Origin of the sequence: Corynebacterium sp. HMSC076G08, assembly GCF_001811515.1 — a bacterium.
In the GTDB taxonomy this organism is placed as follows: domain Bacteria; phylum Actinomycetota; class Actinomycetes; order Mycobacteriales; family Mycobacteriaceae; genus Corynebacterium; species Corynebacterium hiratae.
Window position 1 is genome coordinate 70,250 of record NZ_KV805064.1, and the last position, 15,174, is coordinate 85,423.

A 15,174-nucleotide genomic window follows, 5' to 3' on the forward strand; every position below is an offset into this window, starting at 1 on the left:
CGTAGGATATCCCCGTACGGAACTCCCTATTATTAGGAGCACATCCCCATGAATAAAATCGGCCAATTCATCACGACCGTCGTCATCGGCGGCTTTGCCATCGTCCTTGGCTTGCTCATCGCGCTGTCCATGACCCGTTCGCCGGAGGAGCCTTCCTCGACGTTGGGTGAAGCCTTGGACACGTATCCGAAGAACCTGAGCTTCTCCGCGCTCTTGGTCCCCGACGTCTACGGCCAGGATTGGATTGCCGGTCTCGTCGTCTGCCCGGGTGCTACGGAGCAGCAGCTTGGGGAAGGCGGCGTGGATGTCGCCGGTATCGACTTCGTCGACGGCAAGGTGGCGGAGGATGAGAACTACTTTGTCACCGTCAGCGTCAATCAGGAGTATCAGGTGGAGAAGCTGAACCGCTCCCAGGTGGATCTCTGCTCCGGCGTCCTCGAGCAGGTAGAGATGGCCAAGGCCCAGGGCCAGGACGCTCCGCCGCTGCGCGGCATTCAGCCTGGCGAGCCGCTGCAGTTCCTGCGCGGTGATGACCAGATGTTGCAGCAGGGTGCTGACAATGAGGACGCTCCTGCCTGGCAGTTCGTGGGCTAATGAAGGTCCTCGCACTCGATACCGCCACCACGGATCTGGTCACGGGCATCGTTGACACCGACACCGGGGAGAGCATTGACCGCGTCATCAGCGGTACGCGCGCCCACAACGAGCAGCTCATCCCTACCATCGAAGAGCTGCTTGCCGACGCCTCTCTGACCTATGCCGACCTCTCCGCCATCGTTGTCGGCACGGGGCCCGGACCGTTCACCGGCCTGCGCGTGGGCATGGCAACCGCTTCCGCCCTGGGAGTGGCCCTTCACCTGCCGGTACATGGTGTGTGCACCTTGGACGCCATCGCGCACGGGCGCACGGGGGAGTGGCTGGTGGCTATCGACGCTCGCCGCAAAGAGGTCTACTGGGCCACCTATGTGGACGGCGAGCGCCGTAGCGGCCCCAACGTATCGAAGCCGGAAACCCTTGATCTGAGCGCCGCCGGACTCGCGAGCCCAGCGAGTGCGCTTCTGGTTTTCCCAGAATCTATTGCTCCACGTTTGCCGGAGGACATCGCTGACCTTCCCAGCGAGTGGGCTACCCCGCGCGCAGAGGGTTTGGTTGCCTGCGCTGACTTGTCCGCTGAACCCGAGCCGCTCGTCCCGCTCTACCTACGCCGCCCCGATGCCGTGGAGCCGAAGGCCAAGCCGCGCTCGGCCGCCTTGGTCGGCGGCAACGAGGAGACACCGGCATCATGAGGCTGCGGCCACTAACGTCTGCGGACGCGTCGCGCTGTGCCGAGTTAGAGAAGGTCCTTTTCCCCGGCGAAAGCCCATGGCAGGCGCGAGCCTTCGAGCAGGAAATTGCGGCGGGGCACACCACGTACTGGGCGGTTGACATGAATGTCAACCGCGATGACCATAACGACAACCGCGATGACCATAACGACAACCGCGTGGAAGTTCTCGGTTACGCCGGCGTGGGGCGGATGGGACCCGCTGCCTGGCCGGAGTTCGAAATCCGCACCATCGGCGTCGACCCCGCAGCCCAACGGCAGGGCATCGCGCGGCTGATGATGGACGCCATCGTCGAGCTTGCAGATTCCCACGATGCGCCCATCTTCCTCGAAGTGCGCGTGGGCAACGATCCGGCCATTCGCCTCTATGAGGCTTATGATTTTGTCATTAACGGCCTGCGCCGCAATTACTACCAGCCCTCCGGCGCGGACGCCCACACCATGTACCGACCACGAAAGAGTGAGAGATGTTAATCCTCGGCATCGAGTCCTCCTGCGACGAAACCGGCGTGGGCATCATCGAGCTGTCTGATAACGGCCACATGGAGATCCGCGCCGACGTCGTCGCCTCCTCCATGGAGCAGCACGCCCGCTTCGGCGGCGTGGTGCCGGAGATTGCCTCCCGCGCTCACCTCGAAGCCATGCCGCAGGTGATGAAGGCGGCGTTGGAGGAGGCGGGCGTCGAGAAGCCCGATGCGGTGGCCGCCACCGTGGGGCCGGGACTGGCCGGCGCGCTCCTCGTCGGGGCGTCGGCAGCCAAGGCCTTCGCCTCCGCGTGGGGCGTGCCCTTCTACGGCGTCAACCACCTCGGCGGGCACGTCGCGGTGGCCAACCTGGAGGGCGAGGAGCTGCCGCACTCGGTGGCCCTGCTCGTTTCCGGCGGTCACACCCAGCTGCTTGAGGTCGAGGCCGTGGGCAAACCCATGAAGGAGCTGGGAACCACGCTTGACGACGCCGCCGGCGAAGCCTACGACAAAGTCTCCCGCCTCCTGGGGTTGGGGTATCCGGGAGGGCCGGTCATCGATAAGCTGGCCGCCCAAGGAAAGCCCACCATCGACCTGCCGCGAGGTTTGTCCAAGGCCGAGGACCTGCGCGGGCCCAACCGCCACAATTTCTCCTTCTCGGGACTCAAGACGGCGGTAGCACGCCACGTGGAAAAGGCCGAGCGCGAGGGCACCACGGTCCAGGTTGAGGACCTGTGTGCCTCCTTCCAGGAGGCGGTGGCAGATGTGCTGACCGCCAAGGCCGTGCGCGCCTGCCAGGACACAGGCGCCAAGGTACTGCTGCTCGGCGGCGGCGTGGCGGCGAATTCGCGTCTGCGCGCCTTGGCGGCGAAGCGCTGCGAATCCGCAGGAATCGAGCTGCGCGTGCCGCGTTTCAAGCTGTGCACCGACAATGGCGTGATGATCGCCGCGGTGGCTGCCCAGCTCATCCACGAAGGCGCTGAACCTTCCGGTCTGGCGTGTGGGACCGATACGCAGCTTGAGGTGGAGGTTCCGCTCGTGGCCGCTGCGCGCTAGCGGATGCGCAACCTCCAGGGTGCCGGTAGTGTGATGACCGATAATCGTCCGGCTCACACACAAGGAGCTCACACCGCTATGACCACTGGTTTCCTCGTTAACCCTGACCTGTCCCGTCGCATCATCGAGTTTGAGCTCGAACAGGCAAACCAATTCCTCGGTGGTACCACCGAGGATCGCGTTTCCGTGGCCTTCCAGGATGATGGCCAGACTTACGCGGCGCTGTTTAACCCGAACGCGAAGGCTGACGACGCCGACCCGAACCCGGTGGCCTCCCTGGCCCGCAACGCCGCCGCTACCGGCAACTCCGCTTTCCTGCAGGACCCGATCCGCTCCATCTGCGGCCCAGTCATCTTCGTCACTGCCGACGGCGACGACAAGAACATCGACGAGGTCGTCGAGGCCGTTGAGCACGGTATCCGCGCGGTGAAGAACTACCGCGAGGATAACCCGGAGGAATACAACCTGTGGCGCGCGGCCGTCATCAACTCCGATAAGCAGGTTTAAATTCGTAAATCCCATAAGTAGGCCTAGGGTGCGTTAGCGCAGCCCTCAGGAACCCAAGGACGCGACGGCTCGTATCGAGTCCGAGCGTCTTTGGCCGTTTTCGAGACGCTCTCCGGTTCTATTGGCCGAGGTTGCGGCGGGAATCATGACAACTCTCGCGCGCGCGAGGGCGGCGTTCGCGGAGGGCGAACGGGTTGGCGGCCCGGGCTGTTGAGGGCTAGCAGTCGCGCGGGTAGAGTGCTAGTCAGGTTGTTTTGACCCACAGTTGTTCACCCGCGACGACGGCTGTGCTGGGCTACCCACAACCGGCACACGCGCGCTCATGTGGGCGCGCATTGAGAACACTTTGGAGGAAATCATCATGGCAAACATTAAGCCGCTGGAGGACAAGGTCCTCGTCCAGATCGTTGAAGCTGAGACCACCACTGCATCCGGCCTGGTCATCCCGGACTCCGCAAAGGAGAAGCCGCAGGAGGCCACCGTCGTAGCCGTAGGCCCGGGCCGCACCAACGACAAGGGCGAGGTTGTTCCGGTTGGCGTTAACGAGGGTGATACCGTCATCTTCTCTAAGTACGGCGGCACCGAGCTGAAGTACGACGGCCAGGAGTACCTCCTGCTGTCCGCTCGTGACCTGCTCGCTGTCATCGAGAAGTAGGCGATTAACCCTATGCCAAAGCTGATTGCATTTGACCAGGAGGCCCGCGAGGGCATCCAGCGCGGTGTAGACACGCTGGCCGACGCCGTCAAGGTCACCCTCGGCCCCCGCGGCCGCAACGTCGTACTGTCCAAGGCCTTCGGCGGCCCGACCGTCACCAACGACGGCGTCACCATCGCCCGCGATATTGACCTCGACGATCCTTTTGAGAACCTTGGCGCCCAGCTGGTGAAGTCCGTGGCCGTGAAGACCAACGACATCGCTGGTGACGGCACCACCACCGCCACCTTGCTGGCCCAGGCACTCGTCTTCGAGGGGCTGCGCAACGTTGCTGCCGGCGCTAACCCGGTGGAGCTCAACAAGGGCATCGAGGCGGCGGCCGAGAAGGTCGTCGAGGAGCTCAAGAAGCGCGCCACCCCGGTGAACTCCTCTGCGGAGATCTCCCAGGTTGCTACCGTGTCCTCCCGCGATGCGGAGGTCGGCGAGATGGTTGCTGGCGCCATGGACAAGGTGGGCAAGGACGGCGTCGTCACCGTCGAGGAGTCCCAGACCATTGAGTCCACCGTGGACGTCACCGAGGGCATTTCCTTCGACAAGGGCTACCTCTCCCCGTACTTCGCGACGGAAGAGGAGACCTACAACGCCGTGCTTGACGACGCCGCCATTCTCCTCGTCCGCAACAAGATCTCCTCCCTGCCGGACTTCCTGCCGCTGTTGGAGAAGATCGCGGAGTCCTCGCGCCCGACGCTCATCATTGCTGAGGACATCGAGGGCGAGCCGCTGCAGGCGCTCGTGGTGAACTCCATCCGCAAGGTCCTCAAGGTCGCCGCCGTGAAGTCCCCGTACTTCGGCGAGCGTCGCAAGGGCTTCATGGATGACCTGGCTGTTGTCACCGGTGCTACCGTCGTCGACCCGGAGGTTGGCATCAACCTCAAGGAGGTCGGCCCGGAGGTTCTCGGCTCCGCACGTCGCGTCACCGTGTCCAAGGAGGACACCGTGATCGTGGATGGTGCAGGTACTGCTGAGGCCGTCGAGGAGCGCCGCGAGCAGCTGCGTCGCGAGATCGAGCGCACCGACTCCACCTGGGATAAGGAGAAGCTCGAGGAGCGTTTGGCCAAGCTTTCCGGTGGCGTTGCCGTCATCCGCGTTGGTGCCGCTACCGAGACCGAGGTCAACGAGCGCAAGCTGCGCGTCGAGGACGCCATCAACGCCGCCCGCGCGGCCGTTGAAGAGGGCGTTATCGCTGGCGGCGGCTCCGCGCTGGTCCAGATCTCCCAGGAGCTTGAGGCCTTCGCCGAGGGCTTCGAGGGCGAGGCCAAGATCGGTGTGCTGGCCGTGGCCCGCGCGCTGACCCGCCCGGCCTACTGGATCGCCGAGAACGCAGGCCTGGACGGATCCGTCGTGGTCGCCCACGTTGCCGAGAAGGCCAACGGCGAGGGCTTCAACGCCGCCACCCTGGAGTACGGCAACCTGCTCGAGCAGGGCATCATCGACCCGGTGAAGGTCACCCACTCCGCCGTGGTCAACGCCGCCTCCGTGGCCCGCATGGTGCTCACCACCGAGGCTTCCGTGGTGGAGAAGCCCGCCGAGGAGGAACCGGCACAGGCAGGCCACGCGCACGCCCACTAAAAGCGCGGGGAAACAACGTTTCTCCGGGAATAGCAAAGAGCTACAAGAAAAGGCCCGTCGCCCAAGCCCCGTACGTGGGGAAGGGGCTGCGGGCCTTTGTCCTGCATTCACCGGTGACTCACCGGTGAGCAACTGTTCTACGGAGCTAGCCGTGCTATCCCCTGGGATGTGGGCACGGAATCCGGGGGTTGCCTCGACGCGAAGACTGTCGGTACGAGCGGGAAATGATGCTACCTAAAGAAACCACGCGTCTGGCCCCGTTACGGCTACGAAGCGTGAAGCGAGGGGCTTAGGCGCTGACGGTGGCGTGAGCGTCGCGCGAGCGCAGAGCTACGACGCGCTCAGATTCACTCATGCCACCCCACACGCCGTAGGGCTCGCCGGAGGCCAAGGCATGTTCGCGGCACATTTCGATGACTGGGCAGGTGTGGCAGATCGCCTTGGCGCGGCTTTCGCGCTGAGCGCGGGCGCGCCCGCGCTCGCCGTCCGGGTGGTAGAACACGTCAGAGTTTTCTCCACGGCATGCCCCGTGGAGCTGCCAATCCCAAAAGTCCGCATTCGGCCCGGGGAGCAGGAAGGACTGAGACACGTTCGATTCTCCTTAATCAAAGATAGAGCGCCCTGGTGCGCATCGTGCTGTGGGCAAGCCTCCGCACGGGGCGTGATGCCCTGAGCACCGGGGCGAGGTGAGACGAGATAGAAGTGTGTCCCCCTTGGGTAAACGGCGCGTTACGCAATGCTGACATGTAGGTGTAGCAGGTCGGAACCTCTCACTTTTACCCTGAATGACCTGCGCCTACGCTTAAGATGAACGGTGTATGAACTTTTCTCATAGCCGTCGAAGGGTGGGGAATAGGCCCGTCGTTTCGGGTTTCAACCAAAGGTTGTGACATGATATTCGTGCAGAATATGAACTAATACACCAAGCAGAACAAGCAAGGATGACAGTGGCTACTCAAGCTACAGACGCGAGCGGCTCCTCAGCGGCGTCGAAGCGCGACAGCGATAAGGAACTAGCGGACCTCGTTCCGCTCGCTGTCGACGGTAGCCGCCGCGCCCTTCAGCGCATCATGCGCATTATTCACCCGCAGGTCCTGCGCTATTGCCGCGCCCGCATCGGCGGCCACCGCCAGCCCACGGCAGAGGATGTGGCGCAGGAAATCTGCTTGGCGGTAGCGACGTCGATTGGCACGTACAAGGACAAGGGCCGCCCGTTTATGGCCTACGTGTATGGCATCGCTGCCCACAAGGTGACCGACGCCCACCGCGCCCTCAGCCGCGATCAGACCCACCCCACGGACGACGTCCCGGAAGACGCTGCTGAGGACGCTACCCCCGAAGAATCCGCTCTGGTCATGGACGGTAGTAACAGAGTGCGGGCCATGCTCGATACGTTAAGTGACAAGGCCCGGGACATTATCATTTTGCGTGTGTTCGTGGGGCTGTCGGCAGAGGAGACCGCAGAAATTGTGGAGTCCACCCCTGGCGCAGTCCGCGTGGCACAGCATCGTGCACTGGCGCAATTGCGCAAATCCCTCGACTCGCACGAGACGCTATGAACCAGCAGTGGGGCTAGCACAAGCTAGCAGTGAGCCATCGGCACTTGGCACCGACAAGTTAAGAATTTCTCTATCAAGGAAGGGAGGACATCGTGGCAAAGAAGGACCAGCCTCAGCAGGGCGTCGCTGAGCAGCTGCAGCCTTTGGTTGATGATGATGCATTCCTCACCACTCTCTCCGAAGGAACGGATCCCTCCGATGGCGGTGATGAGCTGGCAGGGCTCCTGCTGGAGTTGCGCGGGGACGTCGAAAAGCAGATGCCCCCGGCCCCGCTCATTGAAGGCGCGGACGAAGAGCCGGAGGTTATTTCCCTGGATGCGGCACGTCGCCGTCGTCGGGGCAAGCCATTCATTCACGGCCTCATCGGCGCGGCCGCAGCTACGCTCCTGATCGCAGGTAGCGGAGCGGTGGTCGTCAACGCCGGCCCGGGATCGCCGCTTTATGGCGTGAATCAGTCGCTCTTCGGCACGAACAATGAGGATGTGTCCGTAGTGGAGCTGGCTGGAACGCTCGACGAAATGGAAAAGCGTTCCGCACAGGGAGACATGGACGGCACCCGCCAGTTGCTCGAAGAAGCCCGGAAGATGGTGGACCAGGCCAAGCGGGAACGCGAGGCGGACACCCCACGTGCGACGAAGCCGCAGACCCGCGCCACGGTGACGGAGACGCAGACCGTGGAAAAGCCCGTTCCGGTGGAAGAGGAGCAGCCGCCGCAGGAGCCGGCAACCGTCACGCAGACGCAGACTGCGGTGTCCACCGTTGTGGTCACCCAGACGGTGTCGGCCGGTAACCCGCTGAACCCTCCAGCACCTACTTACCCGGAGCCGAGCCAGCCGGGTGGTGGCGAGCAGCCAACGCCTCCGCAGGGCGGTAACTCCGACGGGGATGGTACTGGGGATAACGGCCAACTCCCGCCGCCGCAGTTCCAGCAATAAAACGCACAGAACCTCTCCTTCCCATAGCAGGGAGGAGAGGTTCTTTCGTTGTGTAAGGCGCGATACTTAATCCGCGCGTTAGTAGCGCGAATCCATACCGTCAAGGTAGCCCACCGCATAATCCCACGGGACGTAGCGCATGGGGTCCGGCTCCGCGCCCGGCTCGTGGACGGGGGCGAGCTGCCCTGCCAGTGTGGCCTGCATGTTGGAGGCCATGATGTCCCACTCGTAGAAGTGGTTCTCCTCGCAGTCCTCGCAGAAAAAGAAGATGCCGTCGATGCCGCGCGGGCTGAGAACGCGCGCGAACTCTTGGACCATGGCCAGATCGTGGATGACGGCGAGGCGGTCCTCCTCGGACAGCGGCTCGACGTGGTCCTCCTCCTCGAGGAAGGAAGCTGGGTCGTTGGGATCGTCCGCGAAAGGATCGCGGGGCATGTTGGCGAAAAAGTTCACGTCTGCGAGCCTATTGACTCCGTGCGCGCATAGCAATTCTCTCTCGACACCGATTCGTCCACCCACGGCTACCACTACGGGGCGTCCACGCACTACAGTGAGGGCTACCGCATAAAACTATCTGGTCAGTTTAGGAGAGCCCCACCCTCATGAGCCACGTCCACACCGGCGGAGACAACCCCGACAAGATTGCACTCTACGGCCTTACTTTTGATGATGTCCTGCTGTTGCCGGCAGAATCCAACGTCGTTCCCTCCGAGGTGGATACCTCGGCGCAGTTCACCCGCAACATTCGCCTCGGCGTGCCGCTGGCTTCCGCCGCGATGGACACCGTGACCGAGGCCCGCATGGCCATCGGCATGGCCCGTCAAGGTGGCATTGGCGTCCTGCACCGCAACCTCTCTGCTGAGGATCAGGCGCAGCAGGTGGAAATTGTGAAGCGCTCCGAGTCCGGCATGGTGACCGACCCGGTCACCGCCACCCCGGACATGACTATCGACGAGGTGGACACGCTGTGCGCGCGGTTCCGGATTTCGGGTCTGCCGGTCGTCGATAAGCAGGGCACCCTCGTGGGCATCTGCACCAACCGTGACATGCGCTTCGAGCCGGATTTCTCCCGCAAGGTCTCCGAGATTATGACCCCGATGCCGCTGGTTGTGGCCAAGGAAGGCGTCAGCAAGGAGGAGGCGCTGGCGCTGCTGTCCGCCAACAAGGTGGAGAAGCTGCCCATCGTCAACGATGAGAACAAGCTCGTCGGCCTCATCACCGTCAAGGACTTTGTCAAGACTGAACAGTTCCCCAACGCCTCCAAGGATTCTTCCGGGCGCCTGCTCGTGGCGGCGGGCATCGGTACCGGTGAGGAGTCCTACCAGCGCGCGGGCCAGCTTGTCGACGCCGGCGTGGACGTCCTCGTCGTCGACTCCGCCCACGCCCACAACAACCGCGTGCTGGAGATGGTCTCCCGCGTGCAGAAGGACTTCGGCGACCGCATTGACGTCATCGGCGGCAACCTGGCCACCCGTGAAGCAGCCCGCGACATGATTGAGGCTGGCGCCGACGCCATCAAGGTCGGCATCGGACCGGGCTCCATTTGCACCACGCGCGTCGTGGCGGGCGTCGGTGCCCCGCAGATCACCGCCATCATGGAGGCCGCCGCCGTGGCAGGCCCGGCAGGTGTGCCGGTTATCGGCGATGGCGGTATGCAGTACTCCGGTGACGTCGCCAAGGCCTTGGCAGCCGGCGCCGATGCCGTCATGCTGGGCTCCATGCTGGCCGGCACCACGGAGGCGCCGGGTGACATCGTCGTGGTCCAAGGCAAGCAGTACAAGCGTTACCGTGGAATGGGCTCTATGGGTGCCATGCAGGGCCGCGGCCTGACGGGTGAGAAGCGCTCCTACTCCAAGGACCGTTACTTCCAGGCCGACGTCAAGAGCGAGGACAAGCTAGTGCCGGAGGGCGTCGAGGGACGCGTGCCATTCCGCGGTGATATCGATGCCATCGTCCACCAGATTGTGGGCGGCCTGCGAGCCTCGATGGGCTACACCGGCTCCGCCACCTTGGCTGAGCTCAAGACCAAGCAGTTTGTCCAGATCACCGCTGCGGGCCTCAAGGAGTCTCACCCGCACCACCTTCAGCAGATCGTCGAAGCTCCGAACTACCGCTAAGGACTAAGAATGCGCGATTACGTAGAAATCGGCGTGGGCCGCGAGGCCCGCCGCACCTATGACTTGAACCAGATTTCCCTGGTGCCGACTCGCCGCACCCGTTCCTCCAAGGACGTGGACACCTCATGGCACATCGATGCCTACACCTTCGACGTTCCGTTCGTTTCGGCGCCGACTGATGCGCTGGCCACACCCGAATTTGTCATCGAGATGGGCAAGCAGGGCGGCTTGGGTGTTATTAACGCCGAAGGCCTGTGGGGCCGTCACGAGGATTTGGAAGGCGCGATTGCCCGCGTGACGGAGAACTTCGGCGACCTGTCCACGCTGCAGGAGCTGCACGCAGCACCCCTGAATGAGGAGTTGCTGGCAGAGCGCATCGCGCAGGTGCGCGATTCCGGCGTGACCGTGGCCGTGCGCGTCTCCCCGCAGCACGCCCGCGAGCTGGCGCCCGTGGTTATTAAGGCCGGCGCGGAGCTGCTGTTCATCCACGGCACTTTGATTTCCGCCGAGCACGTGCAGACTGGTGGCGAGCCGCTCAACTTGAAGGAGTTCATCGGCTCGCTGGATACCCCGGTGATTGCCGGGGGCGTGGCGGATTACACCACGGCGCTGCACCTGATGCGCGCGGGTGCTGCGGGCATTATCGTTGGCTCCGGCGTGAACACCAACCCGGAGACCGTCGGCATCGATATCCCCATGGCGACGACCATCGCGGATGTTGCGGCCGCACGCCGCGACTACCTGGATGAGACTGGGGGCCGCTACGTGCACGTGCTTGCCGACGGCGACATCTTCACCTCCGCCGACATCGCCAAGGCCATTGCCTGTGGCGCCGATGGTGTCGTTCTAGGGCCAGTCCTGGCCCGCGCGGCGGAGGCCGGCGGCAAGGGCTGGTACTGGCCGTCCACGGCCGGCCACCCGCGTTTCCCGCGCGGCCTCATCGAGCCGATTGGCGTGGCCGATGCCCTCCTGGGCACCGGCACTTCTGGCGCCGATGCTTTTGACGCCGCTGCTTCTGGCAACGCAGCTTCTGGCACCGCCGAGGATGCCTCAGCGGGTGCGCCTTCGTTGGAGGTCGTGCTCCACGGCCCGTCCAACGAACCGCTGGGTGAGCTCAACCTGGTTGGCGGGCTGAAGCGCGCCATGGCAAAGTGCGGCTACACGGATCTGAAGTCTTTCCAGAAGGTTGGGCTAGCCGTTCGCTAGTCCTGCAGGCGCAGCTTCCCCCGTTGGGGCGCTGCGCCGCTCAGCCTGCCTCGGGACGGAGTTTACTTCGCTGCCTCGGCGTCCTTTGTGCTGAGCACTGGACTCACTGCTGGATCAGAGCTGCGATTGCGTGGCTTGTGAAACCGCGGTAGCCGGGGCTTCTTCAGGCGGCGTGGGCGCAGTGCCACCTTGCGGAAAACCACGCGCCCGCGCGCCGGCGCCATGGTTTGGAGCACCGAGGCCACCACCACCAGCCCGATAGCTGCCAGCTTGAGCTGAGACACGTTCTGGGAGAGCAGGATCCAGCCAAAGAGTGCGGCGAAGACGGGTTCCAGGGCGATCAGGATGGAAAAGACGTTGGGGGCGAGCCTGCGCAGCGCAATGAATTCCAACGAATAGGGGATGAGCGAGGCCAGCATGCCCGTGCCCAGAGCGAGTAGCAGCAGCGAAGGATCGCTGGCCAACGCTACCGCCCCACGCCCGCCCACTGGCAGGAGCACGAGGCCACCGATGAGGAAGGCCACGGCCAAACCGTCTTGGTCGCTAAAGAGCGCGCCGGCCTTCTTGCTGGCCAGGATGTAGGCAGCCCACATCGCCCCGGCACACAGCAAGAAGAACACGCCACGCAGGTCGAGGGGGTCTCCGTTGAAGGAGTCCAGCCCCATCAGGCCCATGCCGAGAAGGGCGAGGGCGACGCAGGTGGCGTCGCGAAGCGAGCGGGAGAGGCACGCCGCCAGCAGCAGCGGGCCGAGGAACTCGATGGTGACCGCAGGGCCCAGCGCAACGAGCTCGATGCCGGCGTAGAAGAAGCCGTTCATCAGGCCCAGCGTGAGGCCGAAAATGGTGGCGGAGATCCATTTCTCACGGCTCCATGTGTGCACGCGCGGTCGCGCAATGGCGAGCAGAATCACGGCGGCGAAAAGCAGACGCAGCGAGGCAGTGCCCCACGGGCCGCCAATGGGGAAAAGCTGGATGGCGAGGCTCGCTCCCAACTGGAGCGAAATGCACGAGCCGATGACGCACAAAACTGCAAACGGATTGGTCATGCAGTCCATTGTGGGGCGGGAAGAACTGTTAGTCTATCTACAGTTTTTAACACGTACCTGTTAGGGATTCTGTCATGTTGGATCTGCACCGTCTGCGCATTCTCTACGAGCTGCAACGCCTCGGCACCGTCACCGCTGTGGCGGAATCGCTGCGCTATACGCACTCGGCCATCTCGCAGCAGTTGGCGCAGTGTGAAAAAGACGTCGGCGTGGCGCTCTATGAGAAAGTCGGCCGGCGAGTGCGGTTGACGGAGCAGGGGGAAATCCTTGCCTCTTACGCGGAGCGGATGCTCGCCTTGGCGGATGAGGCCGAGTCACAGGTCATCGCATCAACCAACGCGGTGCGTGGCACGATCAAGGTCACGACGTTTCAAACGATCATGTCCTCGCTGGTGCCGCGGGCGCTGACGGAGCTAGCCAGGGAGTACCCGGACCTGCGCGTGCAGATCATCCAGCGCGAAGCCGATGGCGCGATGGAGCTGCTGGCGCGCCGGGAGGTGGACCTCATCCTGGGTGAAGAGTATGAGTCGGACATGCCCGCCACGGATGAGCACACCCACCGGGAGCTGCTTCTCGACGACCCCCTACGCCTCATCACCCCACTCACCGGCCCCTGGAACACACTGCGCTTAGAGGATTTTGCAGCGTTCGATGGCGAAATCCCTTTTGCCATGGACCCGGAGGAGTTTTTATTGGGGCGCTTCGTCCACCGTCTGTGCCGCCGGCATGGTTTTAGCCCCAGCGTGCTCTATGAAACCCCGGATCCCTTCCTGCACGCTCACCTCGTGCGCACGGGCCACGCGGTGGCGGTGATCTCGGACCTTTTTCTCGAAGAGATCGAAGGCGTGCGTGTGGTTGCCTTGCCTGGTAATCCCACCCGCACGCTCTACACCGCGGTTCGCGCTGGGCGCGAGGGACACCCTGCGCTGCGGGCGTTTCGGGCGGCGTTGAGCAAGGCAGCTGCCACCGCGAAAGATTATGGGCCACTCCCTGCGGTCTAGGGTGCGGGTTCTTGCGTTAAACTGATGACCGTGACTAACCCAAATACAACCCCGCGTCCTGTCCTCGTGGTGGACTTTGGCGCCCAGTACGCGCAGCTCATCGCCCGGCGCGTGCGTGAGGCCAACATCTACTCCGAGGTTGTCCCCAATTCCGCCTCCGTGGAGGACATCAAGGCCAAGAACCCAGCCGCGCTGATCCTTTCCGGTGGCCCGTCTTCCGTATACGCGGACGGCGCCCCTGCACTGAAGCCGGAGCTGCTCGAGCTCGGCATCCCGGTCTTTGGTATCTGCTACGGCTTCCAGTCCATGACCCAAGCCCTAGGCGGCACCGTGGCCTCCACGGGTGCCCGCGAGTACGGCCGCACGGACATGACCGTGTCCGGCGGCGTGCTGCACAAGGGTCTGGAGGACACCCACAAGGTGTGGATGTCTCACGGCGATTCGGTCACGGAAGCCCCGGAGGGCTTTGAGGTGACCGCTTCCTCCGAAGGCGCTCCCGTGGCAGCCTTCGAGTGCCTGTCCAAGCAGATGGCCGGCGTGCAATACCACCCGGAAGTTCTTCACTCGCCGCACGGCCAGGAGGTGCTCACGCGCTTCCTGACTGAGGTAGCAGGCTTGGAGCAGAACTGGACCACGGAGAACATCGCGGAGCAGCTCATCAACGATGTGCGCGAGCAGATCGGCGAGGAAGGCCGCGCAATCTGCGGCTTGTCCGGCGGCGTGGATTCCGCCGTAGCCGCAGCCCTCGTGCAGCGCGCAATCGGTGACCGTTTGACCTGTGTCTTCGTCGACCACGGTCTGCTTCGCGCAGGTGAGCGTGAACAGGTGGAGAAGGACTTCGTGGCGTCGACTGGCGCCAAGCTCATCACCGCTGATGAGCGCGAGGCTTTCCTTTCCAAGCTGGCCGGTGTGACCGAGCCGGAGGCCAAGCGTAAGGCCATCGGTGCGGAGTTCATCCGCTCCTTCGAGCGCGCCGTCGACCAGGCCCTGGACGGCCAGGATGCCGCCTTCCTGGTGCAGGGCACGCTGTACCCGGACGTGGTGGAGTCCGGTGGCGGTGACGGTACCGCGAACATTAAGTCCCACCACAACGTGGGCGGCCTGCCTGACGACGTCGAATTCGAGCTCGTCGAGCCGCTCCGCCTGCTCTTCAAGGATGAGGTGCGCGCGGTTGGCCGTGAACTGGGCCTGCCGGAGGAGATCGTGGCGCGCCAGCCCTTCCCGGGCCCGGGCCTGGGTATCCGCATCATCGGCGAGGTCACCGAGGAGCGACTCGAGACGCTGCGCCAGGCGGACCTCATCGCGCGTACCGAGCTGACCAACGCTGGTCTGGACGGCGAGATTTGGCAGTGCCCGGTGGTGCTGCTTGCCGACGTCCGCTCCGTCGGCGTCCAAGGCGATGGCCGCACCTACGGCCACCCGATCGTCCTGCGCCCGGTGTCCTCCGAGGACGCCATGACCGCCGACTGGACGCGCCTGCCGTACGACGTGCTGGAGAAGATTTCCACCCGCATCACCAACGAGGTTAAGGAAGTCAACCGCGTGGTGCTCGACGTGACGTCGAAGCCGCCGGGAACCATCGAGTGGGAGTAAGCGCAGCCGAAAGGCACTGGGACACGCACTGTAGCAGTGCAGTGGAGTATCTCAGTGAGATAGCTCGGTGGTAGAAAGCGGG

The 15,174-nt window shown here is 64.0% G+C and carries 16 protein-coding genes; 13 read left to right on the forward strand and 3 right to left on the reverse strand.

The genetic code is table 11. The features are described from left to right. The first annotated feature begins 48 nt into the window (after positions 1-48). The 7 genes from HMPREF2806_RS09145 to groL all read left to right on the forward strand — a co-directional run bounded on the left by HMPREF2806_RS09145 (position 49) and on the right by groL (position 5,635). Positions 49-594, forward strand: a complete 546-nt coding sequence (locus tag HMPREF2806_RS09145; RefSeq protein ID WP_070517436.1) for a hypothetical protein — start codon at positions 49-51, stop codon at positions 592-594. Continuing rightward, positions 594-1,286: a tRNA (adenosine(37)-N6)-threonylcarbamoyltransferase complex dimerization subunit type 1 TsaB gene (tsaB, locus tag HMPREF2806_RS09150; RefSeq protein ID WP_070517439.1), complete on the forward strand. Its 693-nt coding sequence runs from the start codon at positions 594-596 to the stop codon at positions 1,284-1,286. Before HMPREF2806_RS09145 ends, tsaB begins: the two co-directional genes overlap by 1 nt. Further along, complete coding sequence (locus tag HMPREF2806_RS09155; protein WP_070517440.1) at positions 1,283-1,798, forward strand: GNAT family N-acetyltransferase; 516 nt, start codon at positions 1,283-1,285, stop codon at positions 1,796-1,798. The genes tsaB and HMPREF2806_RS09155 overlap by 4 nt, the downstream gene beginning before the upstream one ends. Then, complete coding sequence (gene tsaD / locus HMPREF2806_RS09160; protein ID WP_070517441.1) at positions 1,792-2,844, forward strand: tRNA (adenosine(37)-N6)-threonylcarbamoyltransferase complex transferase subunit TsaD; 1,053 nt, start codon at positions 1,792-1,794, stop codon at positions 2,842-2,844. The genes HMPREF2806_RS09155 and tsaD overlap by 7 nt, the downstream gene beginning before the upstream one ends. Before the next feature lie 78 nt (positions 2,845-2,922). Beyond that, complete coding sequence (locus HMPREF2806_RS09165; protein WP_049157036.1) at positions 2,923-3,351, forward strand: hypothetical protein; 429 nt, start codon at positions 2,923-2,925, stop codon at positions 3,349-3,351. 355 nt (positions 3,352-3,706) lie between these two features. Next, a complete protein-coding gene (gene groES, locus HMPREF2806_RS09170; protein ID WP_167595557.1) occupies positions 3,707-4,006 on the forward strand; it encodes a co-chaperone GroES in 300 nt (99 codons plus the stop codon). Positions 4,007-4,018: 12 nt separating this feature from the next. Next, complete coding sequence (groL, locus tag HMPREF2806_RS09175) at positions 4,019-5,635, forward strand: chaperonin GroEL (protein WP_070517444.1); 1,617 nt, start codon at positions 4,019-4,021, stop codon at positions 5,633-5,635. 289 nt (positions 5,636-5,924) lie between these two features. Here groL and HMPREF2806_RS09180 read toward each other — a convergent pair whose 3' ends face one another. Continuing rightward, entirely contained in the window at positions 5,925-6,224 is a 300-nt protein-coding gene (locus HMPREF2806_RS09180) for a WhiB family transcriptional regulator (RefSeq protein WP_046648418.1), read from the reverse strand. Between the two features lie 352 nt (positions 6,225-6,576). On the opposite strand from HMPREF2806_RS09180, the gene HMPREF2806_RS09185 reads away from it, so the two are divergent. Both HMPREF2806_RS09185 and HMPREF2806_RS09190 read left to right on the forward strand, forming a co-directional pair. Further along, positions 6,577-7,194, forward strand: a complete 618-nt coding sequence (locus HMPREF2806_RS09185) for a sigma-70 family RNA polymerase sigma factor (RefSeq protein ID WP_070517446.1) — start codon at positions 6,577-6,579, stop codon at positions 7,192-7,194. A 92-nt stretch (positions 7,195-7,286) separates the two neighbouring features. Continuing rightward, positions 7,287-8,129, forward strand: a complete 843-nt coding sequence (locus HMPREF2806_RS09190; RefSeq protein WP_070517448.1) for a hypothetical protein — start codon at positions 7,287-7,289, stop codon at positions 8,127-8,129. 78 nt (positions 8,130-8,207) lie between these two features. Here HMPREF2806_RS09190 and HMPREF2806_RS09195 read toward each other — a convergent pair whose 3' ends face one another. Continuing rightward, on the reverse strand, positions 8,208-8,582 hold the full coding sequence (locus HMPREF2806_RS09195) for a DUF5319 domain-containing protein (protein WP_046648414.1): 375 nt from the start codon (positions 8,580-8,582) through the stop codon (positions 8,208-8,210). A 149-nt stretch (positions 8,583-8,731) separates the two neighbouring features. On the opposite strand from HMPREF2806_RS09195, the gene guaB reads away from it, so the two are divergent. Then, positions 8,732-10,246, forward strand: coding sequence for an IMP dehydrogenase (guaB, locus tag HMPREF2806_RS09200; RefSeq protein WP_070517450.1), 1,515 nt, complete (start codon positions 8,732-8,734; stop codon positions 10,244-10,246). Between the two features lie 9 nt (positions 10,247-10,255). Next, positions 10,256-11,452, forward strand: a complete 1,197-nt coding sequence (locus HMPREF2806_RS09205) for a GuaB3 family IMP dehydrogenase-related protein (RefSeq protein WP_046648412.1) — start codon at positions 10,256-10,258, stop codon at positions 11,450-11,452. Between the two features lie 62 nt (positions 11,453-11,514). Here HMPREF2806_RS09205 and HMPREF2806_RS09210 read toward each other — a convergent pair whose 3' ends face one another. Beyond that, the gene (locus tag HMPREF2806_RS09210) at positions 11,515-12,498 is read right to left on the reverse strand and encodes an EamA family transporter (protein ID WP_198531334.1); all 984 of its coding nucleotides are present in this window, start codon (positions 12,496-12,498) and stop codon (positions 11,515-11,517) included. A gap of 74 nt (positions 12,499-12,572) precedes the next feature. Between HMPREF2806_RS09210 and HMPREF2806_RS09215 the strand changes: the two genes are divergently transcribed. Both HMPREF2806_RS09215 and guaA read left to right on the forward strand, forming a co-directional pair. Then, complete coding sequence (locus HMPREF2806_RS09215) at positions 12,573-13,499, forward strand: LysR family transcriptional regulator (RefSeq protein WP_070517453.1); 927 nt, start codon at positions 12,573-12,575, stop codon at positions 13,497-13,499. Between the two features lie 24 nt (positions 13,500-13,523). Beyond that, positions 13,524-15,092, forward strand: coding sequence for a glutamine-hydrolyzing GMP synthase (guaA, locus tag HMPREF2806_RS09220; protein ID WP_070517454.1), 1,569 nt, complete (start codon positions 13,524-13,526; stop codon positions 15,090-15,092). Positions 15,093-15,174 lie beyond the last annotated feature (82 nt).

Bases quoted from the DNA above. Each gene is read 5' to 3' on its own strand.
- HMPREF2806_RS09145 (WP_070517436.1), top strand. From the start codon at position 49: ATGAATAAAATCGGCCAATTCATCACGACCGTCGTCATCGGCGGCTTT.
- tsaB (WP_070517439.1), top strand. From the start codon at position 594: ATGAAGGTCCTCGCACTCGATACCGCCACCACGGATCTGGTCACGGGC.
- HMPREF2806_RS09155 (WP_070517440.1), top strand. From the start codon at position 1,283: ATGAGGCTGCGGCCACTAACGTCTGCGGACGCGTCGCGCTGTGCCGAG.
- tsaD (WP_070517441.1), top strand. From the start codon at position 1,792: ATGTTAATCCTCGGCATCGAGTCCTCCTGCGACGAAACCGGCGTGGGC.
- HMPREF2806_RS09165 (WP_049157036.1), top strand. From the start codon at position 2,923: ATGACCACTGGTTTCCTCGTTAACCCTGACCTGTCCCGTCGCATCATC.
- groL (WP_070517444.1), top strand. From the start codon at position 4,019: ATGCCAAAGCTGATTGCATTTGACCAGGAGGCCCGCGAGGGCATCCAG.
- HMPREF2806_RS09185 (WP_070517446.1), top strand. From the start codon at position 6,577: ATGACAGTGGCTACTCAAGCTACAGACGCGAGCGGCTCCTCAGCGGCG.
- guaB (WP_070517450.1), top strand. From the start codon at position 8,732: ATGAGCCACGTCCACACCGGCGGAGACAACCCCGACAAGATTGCACTC.
- HMPREF2806_RS09205 (WP_046648412.1), top strand. From the start codon at position 10,256: ATGCGCGATTACGTAGAAATCGGCGTGGGCCGCGAGGCCCGCCGCACC.
- HMPREF2806_RS09210 (WP_198531334.1), bottom strand. From the start codon at position 12,498: ATGACCAATCCGTTTGCAGTTTTGTGCGTCATCGGCTCGTGCATTTCG.
- HMPREF2806_RS09215 (WP_070517453.1), top strand. From the start codon at position 12,573: ATGTTGGATCTGCACCGTCTGCGCATTCTCTACGAGCTGCAACGCCTC.
- guaA (WP_070517454.1), top strand. From the start codon at position 13,524: ATGACCGTGACTAACCCAAATACAACCCCGCGTCCTGTCCTCGTGGTG.